This is a genomic window from Caballeronia sp. M1242 (assembly GCF_017220215.1).
Classification (GTDB): domain Bacteria; phylum Pseudomonadota; class Gammaproteobacteria; order Burkholderiales; family Burkholderiaceae; genus Caballeronia.
In genome coordinates this window covers 1,529,556-1,546,261 of sequence record NZ_CP071129.1, presented here as the reverse complement: position 1 = coordinate 1,546,261, position 16,706 = coordinate 1,529,556, and the positions used below count along the sequence as shown (strand labels likewise).

The following is a 16,706-nucleotide window of genomic DNA, read 5'->3' as shown; positions in this document are numbered from 1 at the left end:
GTCAACCGAATTCACATTCATGTTGCGTCCTCCGATGATCCAATTGAAACGCTACGCCGTGCCGCTCGCCTGCGCGATGACCGTGCTTCTGGCCGCCTGTTCGTCGACCAAGGACGAGCGCCGCGTGCCGACGCCGCTCGTCGAGTTCAAGCCGGTGCTGAACGTCAGCCAGGCGTGGAAGGCCAGCGTCGGCAAGGCCGGCCGCTATCTGTTCTCGCCGGTCGCGGTGGGCGACGCCGTCTACGCCGCGGGCGAGAACGGCACCGTCGCGAAGATCGACGCGAAGACGGGTCAGGACGTCTGGCGCACGAAGCTGAAGGACGATCTGTCCGCAGGCGTCGGCAGCGACGGCAATCTGACGGCGGTCGGCGGCCTGAAGGGCGCGGTCTACGTGCTCGGACCCGACGGCAAGCAGTTGTGGACGGCGACCGCGCCGGGCGAAATCATCTCGCCGCCGCTCGTCGGCAACGACCTCGTGATCGTGCGCACCATCGACGGCAAGGTGGTCGCGTTCAACGCCCAAACCGGCGAGCAGAAGTGGATCTTCCAGTTGCGCGCCGTGCCGTTGAATCTGCGCGTGGCCGCCGGCATGACGTTCGCCGGCAGTCAGGCGGTGCTCGCGGGCTTCCCGGGCGGCAACTTCGCCGCGATCAACCTGCAAACGGGCGATGCCTACTGGCAAGCGCCGGTGTCGTACCCGAAGGGCGTGACCGAAGTCGAGCGCATCAACGACGTCACGGGCGCGCCCGGTCTCGTCGGCGCGCAGACCTGCGCGGTCACGTTCCAAGGCAAGATCGGCTGCTTCGACGCCAATTCGGGCCGTGCGGTGTGGGAGAAGAACTTCTCGAGCGACAGCGGCCTTGCGCAAGACGAGCAGATCGTCGCAGCGGGCGACGACTGGTCGGTCGTGAATGCGTTCCGTGCCGCCGACGGTTCGCCCGTCTGGAAGAACGACAAGCTCAAGAACCGCCAGGTGAGCGTGCCGTTCATCCTCGGGCGCGCGGTCGTTCTCGGCGACTACAAGGGCTTCGTGCATTTCCTGAGCACGGACAACGGCGAACTCGTGGGCCGCATGCCGACCGACGGCAGCGCGATCACCGCCGCGCCGGTGCTGGCGGGCAATACGCTCGTCGTGCAGACGCATGACGGCGATCTCTACGGCTTCCGTCCGCAGTAAGTCTCGAAACGGCGCGTCGGCTCGCCCGAGGCGAAGCGCCGTGGAAAGCCGCGCTGGCGGGTTCGTCCGCGCGGCATGCAAGAAAGAGGGCGCGTCCACCGTACGCGCCCGGCAACAACACTCAGTACGCAGGGCGTGACAGAACAAAGCGCGTCGCGCGGTGACGCGGCGCGAGAATAGCCCTCGGACAGACAGAACAACGGCGCACGGCGCCGGCGCTCGATCGCCACGCACCCTCGCGTGGCTCGAGCCGAATCCATGCTAATTTTCGACAAGCGCAGCCATTGCGCAGCGTAGGCGGGACTGACGTTCGCACCGCACGTTTCGCGTTCGCCTTGCGTTCAACCGTGAACAACATCTGATGAAACCCGTGATTGCCCTCGTCGGGCGCCCCAATGTGGGGAAATCGACTCTCTTCAACCGGCTGACGCGTTCGCGCGATGCGCTCGTCGCCGACCTGCCCGGCCTGACGCGCGACCGCCATTACGGCGAAGGTCGCGTCGGCGGCGAACGGCCGTATCTCGTCGTGGATACGGGCGGCTTCGAACCGGTGGCGAAAGACGGCATCCTCCATGAAATGGCGCGGCAGACGCGGCAGGCCGTGGAAGAAGCGGACGTCGTCGTGTTCATCGTCGATGGACGCAACGGGCTCGCGCCACAGGACAAGTCCATCGCGGACTATTTGCGCAAGACCGGCCGGCCGCTCTTTCTCGTCGTGAACAAGGCCGAGGGCATGAAGTACACGGCGGTCGCGTCCGACTTCTACGAGCTCGGTCTCGGCGATCCGCGGGCGATCTCGGCCGCGCACGGCGACGGCGTGACCGAGATGATCAACGATGCGCTCGACATCGCTTATGCCGGTCACACGGAAGAAAGCGAGGAAGAAAAGGCGCAGCACGGCGTGAAGATCGCTATCGTCGGGAGACCGAACGTCGGCAAGTCGACGCTCGTGAACACGCTGATCGGCGAGGAGCGCGTGATCGCATTCGACATGCCGGGCACCACGCGCGATTCGATCTATGTTGATTTTGAGCGACAAGGCCGCAAATACACGTTGATCGACACGGCCGGCCTGCGTCGACGCGGCAAGGTGTTCGAGGCGATCGAGAAGTTCTCGGTCGTGAAGACGCTGCAGTCGATCTCGGATGCGAACGTCGTGATCCTGCTGCTCGACGCGCAGCAGGACATCTCGGATCAGGACGCGCATATCGCGGGCTTCGTCGTCGAACAGGGACGCGCGCTCGTGGTGGGCGTGAACAAGTGGGACGGTCTGGATTCGCATGTGCGCGAGCGCACCAAGGCCGATCTCACGCGCAAGCTCAAGTTTTTGGACTTTGCTAAATTTCACTACGTCTCGGCGCTGGAGAAAACCGGCATCGGCGCGCTGATGAAATCGGTCGACGACGCCTACGCCGCCGCGATGGCCAAGCTGCCGACGCCGAAGCTCACGCGCGCGCTGATCGAAGCCGTCGAGTTCCAGCAGCCGCGCCGCCGCGGGCCTGTGCGGCCGAAGCTTCGCTATGCGCACCAGGGCGGTCAGAATCCGCCGATCATCGTCGTGCATGGCAACGCGCTCGATGCGGTCACGGATACCTATAAACGGTATCTGGAAGGGCGCTTTCGAGAAACTTTTGGACTGGCCGGCACTCCATTGCGCATAGAGTTCCGCTCGAGCAAGAACCCTTATGCGGACAAGGACTGAGAGCCGCTTCAGTCAAGCGTTGCGGCCCGATTGGCCGGGTGGCCGATCTCTTGCCGAAACGAAAATCGGCTATAGTGTAGCGATTGTCGGCGGATCTCTTTTTCTTCGTCCACAATACTTCTAACCTGCAAAAAAATACGGAGTTTGCTATGAGCAACAAAGGGCAATTGTTACAAGACCCGTTTTTGAACGCGCTGCGTAAAGAGCACGTGCCGGTGTCGATCTATTTGGTCAACGGCATCAAGCTTCAAGGGAACATCGAATCGTTCGACCAGTACGTTGTGTTGCTCAGAAATACGGTCACCCAGATGGTCTACAAGCACGCCATTTCCACGGTCGTGCCGGCCCGTCCGGTGAATTTCCATCCGGACGCCGAATCGTCCTAAACCTCGTCGCGGCCGGCGGCAAGATCGCAGCTAAATGCGACTCGCCGGTCGCTTCAAAAACGAATACATCAATTTGATTAACGCCGCACTCGTCGGCATCGACTTCGGCAAGATCGATTTCGAAGCCAGTCTCGAAGAACTCAGTCTGCTCGCAGAAAGCGCGGGCGCCCATCCCGCCGTTACGCTCACCGGACGCAGGTCCAGTCCGGACGCCAAAATGTTCATCGGCAGCGGAAAGGTCGAAGAACTGCGCCTTTCCTGCGAAGCGAACGACGTCGAACTCGTCATCTTTAATCACGCCCTCGCTCCGGCGCAGCAGCGCAATCTCGAGATGGCGCTCAACCGCCGCGTGGTGGATCGCACGAGCCTCATCCTCGATATCTTCGCGCAGCGCGCCCGCAGCCACGAAGGCAAGCTGCAGGTCGAACTCGCGCAACTGCAATATCTGTCGACGCGGCTGATCCGCGCGTGGACTCACCTCGAACGACAGAAGGGCGGCATCGGCTTGCGCGGTCCCGGCGAAACGCAGCTGGAAACCGACCGCCGTCTGATCGGCGAACGCATCAAGGCGCTCAAGACGCGTCTTGCCAAACTGCGCCGCCAGCACGGCACGCAGCGCCGGCAGCGCACGCGCAATCGCACGTTGTCGGTGTCGCTCGTCGGTTATACGAACGCGGGCAAGTCCACGCTTTTCAATGCGCTCACCAAGGCGCAGGCGTACGCGGCCAACCAGTTGTTCGCCACGCTCGACACCACTTCGCGCCGCGTATTTCTCGGCGAGGAAGCGGGGCAAGTGGTGGTGTCCGATACGGTCGGTTTCATCCGCGAGTTGCCGCACCAGCTCGTCGCCGCATTCCGCGCGACGCTGGAGGAAACCGTTCACGCGGATCTGCTGCTGCATGTCGTGGATGCATCGAGCCCCGTGCGCCTGGATCAGATCGATCAGGTGAACGAGGTATTGCGCAGCATCGGCGCCGAATCCATTCGCCAGATTCTCGTCTTCAACAAGATCGACGCAGTGCCGGAACTCGCGGCCCGCGGCGAGGCGGTTGAAAGGGACGAGTATGGTAATATTTCGCGCGTCTTTTTGAGCGCGCGCACCGGTCAGGGACTCGACGAACTGCGCGCCGCCATCGCCGAAATCGCTGCGGCCGACGAAGGCGAACCCGAAGAAAGCCTGCCCAGCGTGCTCGCCGAAACACAAGCGCCGGCGGAAACGTCGGAAATGTCGGGAACGCCGGAAGTGTCGGATGAGCCGGAAGTATCGAATGCGCCGGAAGCCACGGACGTCACACAATCCGGGCAACCCGCGCAGTCCGGGCCGAACGAGACACACGACGCCAACGCGCAGCCGGAAGACCACCGGCCAGCCGAACAACGTGACGGCCACCAGGTTCCCGAGCACGGACACTGAACTGCTCCGCAATACCGACGCGGCATCGAACCGGCTGTCTAATGGTGAATCACCGAGTGAACGATTACAACGAGCGGACTAACAGGCAGCGCATGAGCGCCGTCTTTTCCATCAACGATCCGCGCTGGGGGCGGGGCGACGCCAATGGTGTAAAGAACGACGCGAAGCGTCCGCAAGACGGCAAGCGCGGCAACGGCAAGGAAGAAGGGCCGCCCGACCTCGATGAGATGTGGCGCGAGTTCAACCGCCGGATCGCGGGCATCTTCGGCCGCAAGCCAGGCGGCGGCATGCCGCGCGACAACGGCCGCGGCACGAAGATCGGTGTCGGCATCGTCATCGGCGTGCTGATCGCCATCTATCTCGGCAGCGGCGTGTTCGTCGTGCAGGACGGGCACGTGGGCGTGGTCTCCCAGTTCGGCCAGTATCGGCAGACGGTGCCGCAGGGCATCCACTGGCGCTTGCCGTATCCGTTCCAGTCGCACGATATCGTCGATACGTCCCAGATCCGCTCGGTCGAGATCGGGCGCGGCGTCGCGCTCGCGCAGGGCAACGTGCGCGATGCATCGCTGCTCACGAACGAGGCCGACATTCTCGACGTGCGCTTCGCGGTGCAGTATCAGATCAAGTCGCCGACCGACTTCCTGTTCCGCAATCTCGATCCCGACCAGAGCGTGACCGAAGCCGCGCAATCCGCCATCCGCGAGATCGCGGGCGCGTCGGCGACGGACGATCTGCTCTACAAGGACCGCGACACGCTGCGCGCGCGTCTGGCCGAGACCATCCAGCACGCGCTCGACGCGTACCGCACCGGCTTGCAGGTGACGGGCGTCACGGTGCAGAGCGTGCAGGTGCCGACTCAGGTGCAGGCGGCGTTCGAAGAAGCGTCGCGCGTGCGGCAGGACAACGAGCGCGCCCGCGACACCGCCCAAGCCTACGCGAATCAACTGCTGCCGCGCGCGAAGGCCGATGCCGCGAAGATGATCGACGAGGCGACCGCCTACAGCAATCGCCAAGTCACGCAGGCACAAGGCGACGCCGAGCGCTTCAAGCAGGTCTACGCCGAATACTCGAAGGCGCCCGCCGTCATTCGCCAACGCATGTACCTGGACACGATGCAGCAGATCTACTCCCGCACCACGAAGGTCTTCGTGGACAGCAAGGCCGGCAACAACGTGGTCTATCTGCCGCTCGACAAGCTCGTCGAAGCGAATCGTCAGCAGGCGAAAGACGCAGCCGCGAACCCGGCCGACGCCGCGTCGGCCAGCGCGCCCGCGGCGGCTAGCGCCGAAGTGCGCCCGCAAGGCTCCGCCGCCGCTTCAGCCGCTGCGGTCCCCGCCAGCGGCGCGGCAGGCGCGAGCGCGCCGAATGCCGCGAGCGGCGCAGGCGACCCGCTGCGCTCGCGCGATGCGTTCCGCTCGCGCAGCCGTCAAGACGATCTGCAGTAAGGAGCGCTCAACATGAATCGAATCATTGCGCTCGTCGTCGCGGTCGTGGTCGTGCTCTTCATCGGCTCGTCGATGGTCTTTACCGTCGACGAACGGCATGCCGGCGTCGTGGCCGCGCATGGCGACAGCAACCCGCGTCTGGATGGCCCGGGCCTGCACTTCAAGCTGCCGCCGCCGTTTCAGACGCTGACGCTCATCGACACACGCACGCTCACCATCGACGAGGGCGGGGCGGACCGCTTCACCACGTCGGACAAGAACGAAGTGCTGGTCAACACGGTCATCAAGTATCGCGTGGCGGATCCGCTTAAGCTCTTCGTGAGCAACGAAAAGAACACGCAGAGCGCGCAGGAACGCCTCGCCGCGCTGACCCGCACCGCGCTTGCGAGCGCGTTCGCGAATCGTTCGCTCAGCGATGCGCTCGCCAATCAGCAAGCGCTTGAAACCGAGGCGCAGAAGGCGGTGGAAGGCGCGGCATCGGGATTCGGCGTGAAGCTGGTCGATCTTCAAATGACGCGCGTCGACTTTCCGTCGGCGGTGGCGGATTCCGTCTACAAGCGCATGATCGCCGCGCGTCAGCAGGCGGCGGCGAACGAGCGCGCGAAGGGCACCGCGGACGCCGACAAGATCAAGGCCGACGCCGAGCGCGAGCAGCAGCAGATTCTCGCCGACGCCTACAGCCAGGCGCAGTCCATCAAGGGCGAAGGAGACAGCAAGGCGGCAGCCATCGCCGCCGATGCCTATGGACGCGACCCGCAGTTTTACCAGTTCTATCAGAGCCTCGAAGCGTACAAGAAGACGTTCAAGGCGGGCGACGTGATCGTGGTCGACCCGAGCAGCGACTTCTTCCGTTTCATGAAGAGCCCGAACGGCGGCGCCGACACGTCCGCCTCCGCCGCGCCGAAGCGCTGACCGCACCCGCGCCGCGCGGCTCTTACGTCGCGCGGCGCTCATCCTCCGTAGACAATGGTCGAGACGATACTGCTCGCTCTTGCGTTGATGTTGATTATCGAAGGCATGTTCCCCTTCGTCTTTCCGACGGCCTGGCGCGATACGTTCCGCCGCATCGCCGAGCGCCCGCCGCATCACATCCGCATCGGCGGGTTGATCGCGATGGTGCTGGGGCTGATTCTGCTCGTTATCGCGACGTAGCCGCGAAGCAGCGTCTTTTCGCCTATCTTTGTCCTTATCCTTCATGCGCGCCGCGCTTTGACGCGTCGCGCCCCGCAGGAAACGTATCGATGTCCACCTGGCTTCTTCCCGAGAATATTGCCGACGTGTTGCCGTCGGAAGCGCGCAAGATCGAAGAACTGCGCCGGCGCCTGCTCGACCGCTTCCGTTCGTACGGCTACGAGCTCGTCATGCCGCCGATGCTCGAATACCTCGAATCGCTGCTGACGAGCGGCGGCAGCGACCTCAATCTGCGCACGTTCAAGCTCGTCGATCAACTGTCGGGGCGCACGCTCGGGCTGCGCGCCGACATCACGCCGCAAGTCTCGCGCATCGACGCGCACTTGCTGAACCGGCAAGGCGTGACGCGCCTGTGCTATGCCGGCGTCGTGCTGCACACGCGTCCGCGCGGCCTGCACGCCACGCGCGAGCAGATTCAGATCGGCGCGGAAATCTTCGGCCACGCCGGCCTCGAAGCCGACCTCGAAATTCAGCAGCTGATGCTCGACTCGCTGCATCTCGCCGGTCTGACGAAAGTGCGGCTCGATCTGTGTCACGCGGGCGTGCTGGCGGCGTTGCTCGAACTGGAGCCGGCGGCGGCATCGCTCGGCGAGGCGCTCTACGACGCGCTCGCGAGCAAGGACGTGCCGCGCCTGAACGAACTGACGGCGCATCTCGGTCAGGTGCCGCGCGAGGCATTGCGCGCGTTGCCATCGCTCTACGGCGATGCCTCCGTGCTCGAGACGGCGCGTGCGCGCCTGCCGAATCTGCCGGTGATCGCGCGCGCGCTCGACGATCTCGCGTTCCTCGCGGCGCAGGCGGATGGCGCCGAACTGATGATCGACCTCGCCGATCTGCGCGGCTACGCATACCACAGCGGCGTGATGTTTTCGGCGTACGTCGATGGCGTGCCGAACGCGGTGGCGCGCGGCGGCCGTTACGACGACGTGGGCCTCGCCTACGGCCGGGCGCGCCCCGCGACGGGCTTCTCGCTCGATCTGCGCGAAGTGGCGCGCATTTCTCCCGTCGATGCGCGCGGCAGTGCGATCCTCGCGCCGTGGAGGCACGACGAACCGCTGCGCGCGGCGGTCGCAGCATTGCGCGATGCCGGAGAAGTCGTGATTCAGGCGTTGCCGGGCCACGATCACGACCTCGACGAGTTTGCGTTCGACCGCGTGCTAATCGAACGCGACGGCCGGTGGGAAGTGGAAGAGCGCGTGACGCCGGCGCGCGCAGGCGTCTGATCGGCAAGGACTTTTGCGAAGACGCGCGTGCGCGCGCCGACGTGACGGAATCGCGAAACGCATCCCGAAAAATTCGGAACGCGCCGCGAACATAGGTAAAATACGTTTTTAACCAGCTAACGAATCAACATGTCTGCCAGTGCAGTGAATGTGAACCCAGGGCGCAATGTCGTCGTGGTGGGCACCCAATGGGGTGATGAGGGCAAGGGCAAGATCGTCGACTGGCTGACGGACCACGCCCAGGGCGTCGTGCGCTTCCAGGGCGGCCACAACGCCGGACACACGCTCATCATCGGCGGCAAGAAAACCATTCTGCGCCTCATCCCGTCGGGCATCATGCGCGCGGGCACGGCCTGTTACATCGGCAATGGCGTCGTGTTGTCGCCCGAGGCGCTCTTCAAGGAAATCGACGAACTGGAAGGCGCGGGCATCGACGTTTCGAAGCGCCTGTTCATTTCCGAAGCCGCCACGCTGGTTCTGCCGTACCACGTCGCCATCGACCAGGCGCGCGAAGCGAAGCGCGGCGCCGGCAAGATCGGCACGACGGGGCGCGGCATCGGCCCGGCGTACGAAGACAAGGTCGCGCGACGCGGCCTGCGCGTGCAGGATCTCTTCGACCGCGCCGTGTTCGAAGAGCGTCTCTCCGAAGCGCTCGACTTCCATAACTTCGTGCTAACGCAGTACCTCGGCGCGAAGGCCGTCGACTTCCAGCAAACGCTCGACACGATGCTCGGCTTCGCCGACCGTCTCGCGCCCATGGTCACCGACGTCTCCCGCCGTCTCTACGACGAGAATCACGCTGGCCGCAATCTGCTGTTCGAAGGCGCGCAAGGCACGCTGCTCGATATCGACCACGGCACGTATCCGTTCGTCACGTCGAGCAACTGCGTCGCCGGTGCGGCGACGGCCGGCGCGGGCGTCGGCCCGCAGAAGCTGAATTACATTCTCGGCATCACGAAGGCGTACTGCACGCGCGTCGGTTCGGGCCCGTTCCCGAGCGAGCTGTACGATGCGGACAACGCGCAGCGTCAGGATCAAGTGGGTCTGAACCTCGCCACGGTCGGCAAGGAATTCGGCTCGGTCACGGGCCGCCCGCGCCGCACCGGCTGGCTGGACGCCGCCGCGCTGCGCCGTTCCATTCAGATCAACGGCATCTCGGGCCTGTGCATGACCAAGCTCGACGTGCTCGACGGCCTCGAAGAAGTGAAGCTGTGCGTCGGCTATACGCTCGACGGCAAGCCGGTCGACATCCTGCCGCGCGGTGCATCCGAAGTGGCGCGCTGCGAGCCGGTCTACGAGACCTTCGGCGGCTGGAAGGAAAGCACCATCGGCATCACGCAGTGGGACAGCCTGCCGGAGAATGCGCGCGCTTATCTCACGCGCGTGCAGGAAGTGGCCGGCGTGCCGATCGACATGGTTTCGACCGGTCCGGACCGCGACGAAACCATTCTGCTTCGTCATCCGTTCAAGGTCTGAGCGCGCGTTAGCCTCGACCTGAACCGGACGCTGTAAAGAATGTGGCCGCTTCATGCGGCCACATTTCGTATATAACCGCAGTATGCAATCGAAAGAGCCTCACCATGATCGCGATGACCGACCCGCGTAACGACGACAAGAATCTCTGGGTCAACTGGGACGAATATCACCGGTTGATCGAACTGCTCGCGCTGACCGTGCACGACTCCGGATGGAAGTTCGACAAGATCCTGTGTCTCGCGCGCGGCGGCCTGCGCGTGGGCGACCAGCTGTCGCGCATCTACGACCTGCCGCTCGCCATTCTCGCGACGAGCTCGTATCGCGAAGCCGCGGGCACGCAGCAGGGCGATCTCGACATCGCGCAGTACATCACCATGACGCGCGGCGAGTTGTCGGGCAATGTGCTGCTGGTGGACGATCTCGTCGATTCGGGCGTGACGCTCGCGCGCGTACAGGAGCATCTGAAGGAGCGTTATCCCGCGATCACGGCCGTGCGTTCCGCAGTGCTGTGGTACAAGGCGTGCTCGAAGGTGAAGCCGGACTACCACGTTCAGTTTCTCGAAACGAATCCGTGGATTCATCAGCCGTTCGAGGAATGGGACACGGTGCGTCCGCACAACCTCGGCGCGTGGATCAAGCGAGGCATGCAAAACGGCCGCGCGTAAGCCAACCACCGCTTTGTTTCGACAAGAGGCGCCGTTGCGTCCGGGCTTGTGCCCGGCGCAACGGCGTTTTGCATTTCGGGCCGCTTTCACCGCGACCCGCGCATCAAGCCGGCGGAAGGATGCGCGTAAGCATGCACGACCTGCCGACGCGTTTGGGGCGCGATGCTAAACTTCCAGTCGCGCCTCTCGTGGCAAGTGAGCAACATGCGAGAGGCCGTTTTTGCGCGCGGCGTTAGATAGAATGGCGTTCGGTTTTTTACCGCTCTGGACGGACATTTCGTTTTTATGACTACCCTGACTCACGCGCAAGAGCGCAAACAGCCGTTGCCTTCGCTTGCGCTCGCGGCCATCGGCGTCGTCTTCGGCGACATCGGCACGAGTCCTCTTTATGCGCTGAAGGAAGCCTTCAGTCCCTCGCACGGCATCGGTCTTTCCGAAGCCTCGATTCTCGGCGTCATCTCACTGCTCTTCTGGGCCATCGTGATGGTGGTCGCGATCAAATACGTGCTGTTCGTCATGCGCGCCGACAACAACGGCGAAGGCGGCGTGTTCGCGATGATGACCCTCGCGCTGCGCAGCGTGAAAGATCCCGGCCGGCTCTCCGGCGTGCTGATGATGCTCGGCATCTTCGGCGCGTGCATGTTCTATGGCGATGCCGTCATCACGCCGGCCATGTCCGTCATTTCGGCGGTGGAAGGTCTGGAAATCGCCGCGCCCAAGCTGTCGCCGTACGTGATTCCGATCACGATGATCATCCTCATCATGCTCTTCTGGATTCAGCGGCACGGCACGGCGGTCGTCGGCAAGCTGTTCGGGCCGATCATGCTGCTGTGGTTCCTGACGCTCGCGGTGCTGGGCGCGTATCACATCGCGCTCGCGCCGGGCGTGCTGGTCGCGCTGAATCCGTACTATGCGTTCTCGTTCATGGCCGACCACGTGCTGCAAGCGTATATCGTGCTCGGATCGGTGGTGCTGGTGCTAACCGGTGCAGAGGCGCTCTACGCGGACATGGGGCACTTCGGCGCAAAGCCTATCCGCTTCGGCTGGTATGGACTCGTGATGCCGTCGCTCTTGCTGAACTACTTCGGCCAAGGCGCGCTCTTGATGCACTCGCCGAAGGCCATCGAGAGTCCGTTCTTCCTGCTCGCGCCGGAATGGGCGCTGCTGCCGCTCGTCATTCTCTCGACCATCGCTACCGTCATCGCGTCGCAAGCCGTCATCTCGGGCGCGTACTCGCTCACGAGTCAGGCCATTCAGCTCGGCTACGTACCGCGCATGAAGATCCTGCATACGTCGGAACTGGCCATCGGGCAGATCTATATCCCGCTCGTCAACTGGATGCTGCTGTTCATCATTCTGTGCATCGTCGTCGGCTTCAAGAGCTCGGAGAATCTCGCGGCGGCCTATGGTCTCGCCGTGACCGCGACGATGCTCGTGACCACCATCCTCGTGTCGGTCGTGATGACGAACCTGTGGGGCTGGAACCGCTTTCTCGTCGGCGGGATGATCGCCGTGTTCCTTGTGATCGACATCGGCTTCTTCGGCGCCAGCCTGTTGAAGATCGAGCAGGGCGGCTGGCTGCCGCTGTGCATCGGCGGGGCGCTCTTCTTCCTCTTGATGACGTGGTACAAGGGCCGCATGATCGTGAAGGACCGCACGGCGGCGGACGGTATTCCGCTGATGCCGTTCCTTCAAGGGCTGCTCGCGCATCCGCCGCATCGCGTGTCGGGCACGGCCATCTATCTGACGGGCAGCGATTCGCTCGTTCCGGTGAGCCTTCTGCATAATCTGAAGCACAACAAGGTGCTGCACGAGCGCACGATATTTCTCAACTTCATTACGCGCGATATTCCGTACGTGGACGACTCGCATCGCCTGGACGTGAAGGACATCGGCGGCGGGCTGTTTCTGGTGAAAGCGGCGTACGGCTTCAACGAAACGCCGGACGTGAAGGCCGTGCTCGAGCAGATCACGCGCACGCACGCGATGACCTTCGAGTTGATGGACACCTCGTTCTTCATGGCGCGCGAAACCGTGGTGCCGACGGAGCTTCCGGGCATGTCGGTATGGCGTGAACGTGTCTTCGCGTGGATGCATCAGAACGCCGCGAAGCCCACCGATTTCTTCAGCATTCCGGCGAATCGCGTGGTTGAACTCGGGACCAAGATCGAGATCTGACCGCGCTCTCGGTCACGGAGCACAAACAAAAAACCCACGCCGCGAAGCGTGGGTTTTTTCGTTGGAGCCTGCCGAATCAGCGTTTGAGTTTCGCGAACGCCGCGGCCATCGCGCCTGCCGGTTCCGGCTCGCGGCGCTGGTTCGGGCGCGCGTCGCGCCCGCCGCCGGCCGCGCGCCGATCCTGCCCGCCGCGCGCCGGCGCGCCCGCGTTGGCTGCGGATGCCGGCGCGAAATCGTCGTCGAGACGCATGGTCAGCGAGATCCGCTGGCGCTTGACGTCGGTTTCGAGCACTTTGACCTTCACGACCTGACCGGCCTTCACGACTTCGTGCGGGTCCTTGATGAACTTCGTCGACATGGCCGACACGTGGACGAGTCCATCCTGATGCACGCCGATATCGACGAACGCGCCGAACGCCGCGACGTTCGTCACCACGCCTTCGAGGACCATGCCCGGCGCGAGGTCCGAGATTTTCTCGATGCCTTCGCGGAACGTCGCGGTCTTGAACTCGGGGCGCGGATCGCGGCCCGGCTTTTCGAGTTCCGCGAGAATGTCGCGCACGGTCGGCAGACCGAAACGATCGTCGACGAATTCGGCGGGCGAGAGGCCCGCGAGCGCCTCGCGCTTGCCGAGCACATCGCCGACGTGCTTGTTGATTTTCGCGAGAATGCGCTCAACCACCGGATACGCTTCCGGGTGCACTGACGAGCGGTCGAGCGGATTCTCGCCGTTGTTGATGCGCAGAAAGCCCGCCGCCTGCTCGAAGGTCTTGTCGCCGAGACGCGGCACGCGGCGCAGATGCTCGCGCGACGGGAACGGCCCGTTGGCGTCGCGGTATTCGACGATATTGCGCGCGAGCGTCGCATTGAGACCCGACACGCGGGCGAGCAGGGCGACGGAAGCTGTGTTCGCATCGACGCCGACGGCGTTCACGCAGTCTTCCACCACGGCGTCGAGCGAACGCGCGAGTTCGCGCTGATTCACATCATGCTGATACTGGCCGACGCCGATGGCTTTCGGCTCGATCTTGACCAGTTCCGCGAGCGGGTCTTGCAGACGCCGCGCGATCGACACCGCGCCGCGCAGCGATACGTCGAGTTCGGGAAACTCCTTCGCGGCGAGTTCGGACGCCGAATACACCGACGCGCCCGCTTCCGACACCACGATCTTTTGCAGCTTCAGATCCGGATGCTTCGCGATGAGTTCACTCGCGAGCTTGTCGGTTTCGCGCGAGGCGGTGCCGTTACCGATCGAAACGAGTTCGGCCTTCGTCTCGCGTGCGATTCGCGCGAGCTTCGCAAGCGAGCCGTCCCAGTCGCGGCGCGGCTCGTGCGGGTAGATGGTATCGGTGGCGAGCAGCTTGCCGGTGCGATCGACGACCGCCACCTTCACGCCGGTGCGCAGACCCGGATCGAGACCGATCACGGCCTTCGGACCCGCGGGCGCCGCCAGCAGCAGGTCTTTCAGATTGCGCGCGAACACGCGAATCGCTTCGTGTTCGGCTTCTTCGCGCAGTTGCGTGAGCAGTTCGTTCTCGATATGCGGCTGCACCTTCACGCGCCAGCACCAGCGGCAGACATCGGAGAGCCACTTGTCGGCCGGGCGGTTGCGGTTCGAGATGCCGACATGGTGCGCGATCATCGCTTCGCACGGATGCGGCACTTGTGTATCTAGTTCTTCGCCGAGACCGAGCTTCACCGACAGCACGCCGGCATTGCGCCCGCGGAAGAGCGCGAGCGCGCGATGCGACGGCACCGTGCGCACCGTCTCGCTGTAGTCGTAGTAATCGCGGAATTTCTCGCCTTCTTCGCCTTCCTTGCCGTCCACCACGCTCGATATCACGAGCCCCTGATTGAACAGATATTCGCGCAGCTTGCCGAGAATTTCGGCGGTCTCGCCGAACTGTTCCGAGAGAATGTCGCGCGCGCCGTCGAGCGCGGCTTTCGTGTCCGCGACGCCTTTCTCGGCATCGACGAACTTCGCCGCTTCGGTGTGCGGATCGAGCGTCGGATCGGCGAGGAGCGCCTGCGCGAGCGGCTCGAGCCCGGCTTCGCGCGCGATCTGCGCGCGCGTGCGGCGCTTAGGCTTGTACGGCAGATAGAGGTCTTCGAGCACCTGCTTGCTGTCGGCGCCTTCAATCGCGCCGCGCAGTTCGTCGGTCAGCTTGCCTTGCTCGTCGATGCTTTGCAGGATCGCCGCGCGCCGGTCTTCGAGTTCGCGCAGATAGAGAAGGCGCTCTTCGAGCGTGCGCAGTTGCGTGTCGTCGAGATTGCCGGTGACTTCCTTCCGATACCGGGCGATGAACGGGACAGTGGAGCCTTCATCGAGAAGCTGCACGGCGGCGGCGACCTGGCGCGGCTGCACGGTGAGCTCGGTGGCAATGCGCTGTACGATCTTGAGTGCTACGGTTTCCGTCATGATTGCGCTGTCTGCTGGCTCGTCGGAAAGCGGCGCGGGCGTCCTGCATCGCCGCGTCCGTGCGGGCGGCGCTCGAGGCCTCGCGGCGCGCCGCGACGAGCGATGGGCCGGGTTTCTGAGCGGGGCATTTTGCCATAAATGCCGAAGCGCTCCGGCGCGCGGTGATAGAATTTCGGGACCGCGCACGCCCGTTTTTCACCTTCGCGCACCTGATTCCTTATCACGTTGCCGTTCATCAACTTGCTCAACTTTCGCCTTACGAAGCTCGCGCCGATGGCTGTTGCCGCATCGTCGATATGCGCGCTTGCCGTCGTCTTGCCGCGGTATGCGAACGCCCAGACGCCGAAGCCCATCGACCCGACGACCGCAGTTAGCACGCAGCCGCTCGATGCGTCCCAAAGCGGCGCGGCGAGCGCCGACAACAGCGCGGACAACAGCGCCGACGCCGCCCTTCGCGCCGGCTTCGAGCGGCGTCAGAAGGCGCTCGACCAGCGCACGTCGGAGAACGACTATCGCTATGGCGTGAAGCAGCACGACTGCTACAGCAAGTTCTTCGTGAACCATTGTCTCGACAATGCGCGCACCGAGATGCGCGAGGCGCGTCAGCAGATCCGGCAGGAGCAACTCGCGCTGAACGACGAGCAACGCGCGGAACGCGTGAAAGAGCGCGACCGGCAGACGGCGTTGAAACAGGCGCAATACGAAGCCGACGCGCCGCAACGCGCGGCCAACGAGCGCGCGAACCAGCAGGCGTACGAGGACAAGCAGCGCCAGAACGCGCTCGCCGCCGCCCAGCGCAACGCGGAAGCTCCGCAGCGCGCGGCGAACCAGAAGGCTTACGATCAGAAGCAGGCGGACTACCAGAAGAAGCTGGAGGACGCTCGCGCCCGCGGCGTGCAGGAAGCGCAGGAGCGCGAACAGAAGGCGCAGCGATTCGAGCAGAAGCAGCAGGAAGCGGCGCAGCATCGCGCGGAAGTCGAAGCGCGTCAGAAGGAAGCCGCCCGCAAGCAGCAGGAAAAGGCACAGCAAGCACAGCAAGAGCAGTTGAAGCAACAGCAGCAACAACAGCAGCAGCAAGGCAAGTAGCGCCGCGTCGGCGCGAAGACCGGGCCCACCGGGCCGACCGGGTGTCCCGGGACAGGAGGCGAGCATGCAGCAACGCTTGAACGCACCCCGACAAAGCGCAGCGGATGCCGCGATGATCCGCGACCGCATCGCGCAATTGCAGGACGAGCATCGCGGTCTGGACACGCTCATCGGCAAGCTGTCCGGCATCGACGACCTCGAGCTGCGGCGCTTGAAAAAGCGCAAGCTCAAGGTGAAAGACACCATCCTCCTGCTGCAATTGCAGCTGGACACGGACCCGCACTGAGCGGCCCCGACGCGTGGCGCAGTCGCCTGCGCGTGGCGCACGGCACGAAACCGCAGTA

14 protein-coding genes and 1 pseudogene are annotated in these 16,706 nt (G+C 64.2%); 13 read left to right on the top strand and 2 right to left on the bottom strand.

Annotated elements, in window-relative coordinates:
• Positions 1–34 precede the first annotated feature (34 nt).
• The 11 genes and pseudogenes from bamB to JYK05_RS07105 all read left to right on the top strand — a co-directional run bounded on the left by bamB (position 35) and on the right by JYK05_RS07105 (position 12,857).
• Positions 35–1,177, top strand: coding sequence for an outer membrane protein assembly factor BamB (bamB, locus tag JYK05_RS07155; RefSeq protein WP_175940661.1), 1,143 nt, complete (start codon positions 35–37; stop codon positions 1,175–1,177).
• Between the two features lie 361 nt (positions 1,178–1,538).
• Positions 1,539–2,879 carry a ribosome biogenesis GTPase Der gene (der, locus tag JYK05_RS07150; RefSeq protein ID WP_206466504.1) on the top strand — a complete coding sequence of 447 codons (1,341 nt, stop codon included), beginning with the start codon at positions 1,539–1,541 and terminating at the stop codon, positions 2,877–2,879.
• 149 nt (positions 2,880–3,028) lie between these two features.
• Positions 3,029–3,265, top strand: coding sequence for an RNA chaperone Hfq (gene hfq / locus JYK05_RS07145; RefSeq protein WP_006999489.1), 237 nt, complete (start codon positions 3,029–3,031; stop codon positions 3,263–3,265).
• 73 nt (positions 3,266–3,338) lie between these two features.
• A pseudogene (gene hflX / locus JYK05_RS07140) lies at positions 3,339–4,419 on the top strand (GTPase HflX); the annotation flags it as partial.
• Positions 4,420–4,735: 316 nt separating this feature from the next.
• Positions 4,736–6,124, top strand: a complete 1,389-nt coding sequence (gene hflK / locus JYK05_RS07135) for an FtsH protease activity modulator HflK (RefSeq protein WP_206466502.1) — start codon at positions 4,736–4,738, stop codon at positions 6,122–6,124.
• Positions 6,125–6,136: 12 nt separating this feature from the next.
• Positions 6,137–7,036 (top strand): protease modulator HflC, encoded by a 900-nt coding sequence (gene hflC / locus JYK05_RS07130; RefSeq protein WP_206466501.1) that lies wholly within the window; start codon positions 6,137–6,139, stop codon positions 7,034–7,036.
• Between the two features lie 54 nt (positions 7,037–7,090).
• Complete coding sequence (locus JYK05_RS07125) at positions 7,091–7,276, top strand: DUF2065 domain-containing protein (protein ID WP_175940433.1); 186 nt, start codon at positions 7,091–7,093, stop codon at positions 7,274–7,276.
• A gap of 89 nt (positions 7,277–7,365) precedes the next feature.
• Positions 7,366–8,538 carry an ATP phosphoribosyltransferase regulatory subunit gene (locus tag JYK05_RS07120; protein ID WP_206466500.1) on the top strand — a complete coding sequence of 391 codons (1,173 nt, stop codon included), beginning with the start codon at positions 7,366–7,368 and terminating at the stop codon, positions 8,536–8,538.
• A 129-nt stretch (positions 8,539–8,667) separates the two neighbouring features.
• Positions 8,668–10,014: an adenylosuccinate synthase gene (locus JYK05_RS07115; RefSeq protein ID WP_175940431.1), complete on the top strand. Its 1,347-nt coding sequence runs from the start codon at positions 8,668–8,670 to the stop codon at positions 10,012–10,014.
• A 104-nt stretch (positions 10,015–10,118) separates the two neighbouring features.
• Complete coding sequence (locus JYK05_RS07110; protein ID WP_175940430.1) at positions 10,119–10,679, top strand: phosphoribosyltransferase; 561 nt, start codon at positions 10,119–10,121, stop codon at positions 10,677–10,679.
• A gap of 285 nt (positions 10,680–10,964) precedes the next feature.
• Positions 10,965–12,857 carry a potassium transporter Kup gene (locus tag JYK05_RS07105; protein ID WP_206466499.1) on the top strand — a complete coding sequence of 631 codons (1,893 nt, stop codon included), beginning with the start codon at positions 10,965–10,967 and terminating at the stop codon, positions 12,855–12,857.
• 76 nt (positions 12,858–12,933) lie between these two features.
• Here JYK05_RS07105 and JYK05_RS07100 read toward each other — a convergent pair whose 3' ends face one another.
• On the bottom strand, positions 12,934–15,276 hold the full coding sequence (locus tag JYK05_RS07100; RefSeq protein WP_206466498.1) for a Tex family protein: 2,343 nt from the start codon (positions 15,274–15,276) through the stop codon (positions 12,934–12,936).
• On the bottom strand, positions 15,273–15,524 hold the full coding sequence (locus JYK05_RS07095) for a hypothetical protein (RefSeq protein WP_206466497.1): 252 nt from the start codon (positions 15,522–15,524) through the stop codon (positions 15,273–15,275). Before JYK05_RS07095 ends, JYK05_RS07100 begins: the two co-directional genes overlap by 4 nt.
• A gap of 25 nt (positions 15,525–15,549) precedes the next feature.
• Here JYK05_RS07095 and JYK05_RS07090 point away from each other — a divergent pair, with 25 nt between their 5' ends.
• The gene (locus JYK05_RS07090) at positions 15,550–16,362 is read left to right on the top strand and encodes a colicin transporter (protein WP_206466496.1); all 813 of its coding nucleotides are present in this window, start codon (positions 15,550–15,552) and stop codon (positions 16,360–16,362) included.
• 64 nt (positions 16,363–16,426) lie between these two features.
• Positions 16,427–16,648, top strand: coding sequence for a DUF465 domain-containing protein (locus tag JYK05_RS07085; RefSeq protein WP_206466495.1), 222 nt, complete (start codon positions 16,427–16,429; stop codon positions 16,646–16,648).
• Positions 16,649–16,706 lie beyond the last annotated feature (58 nt).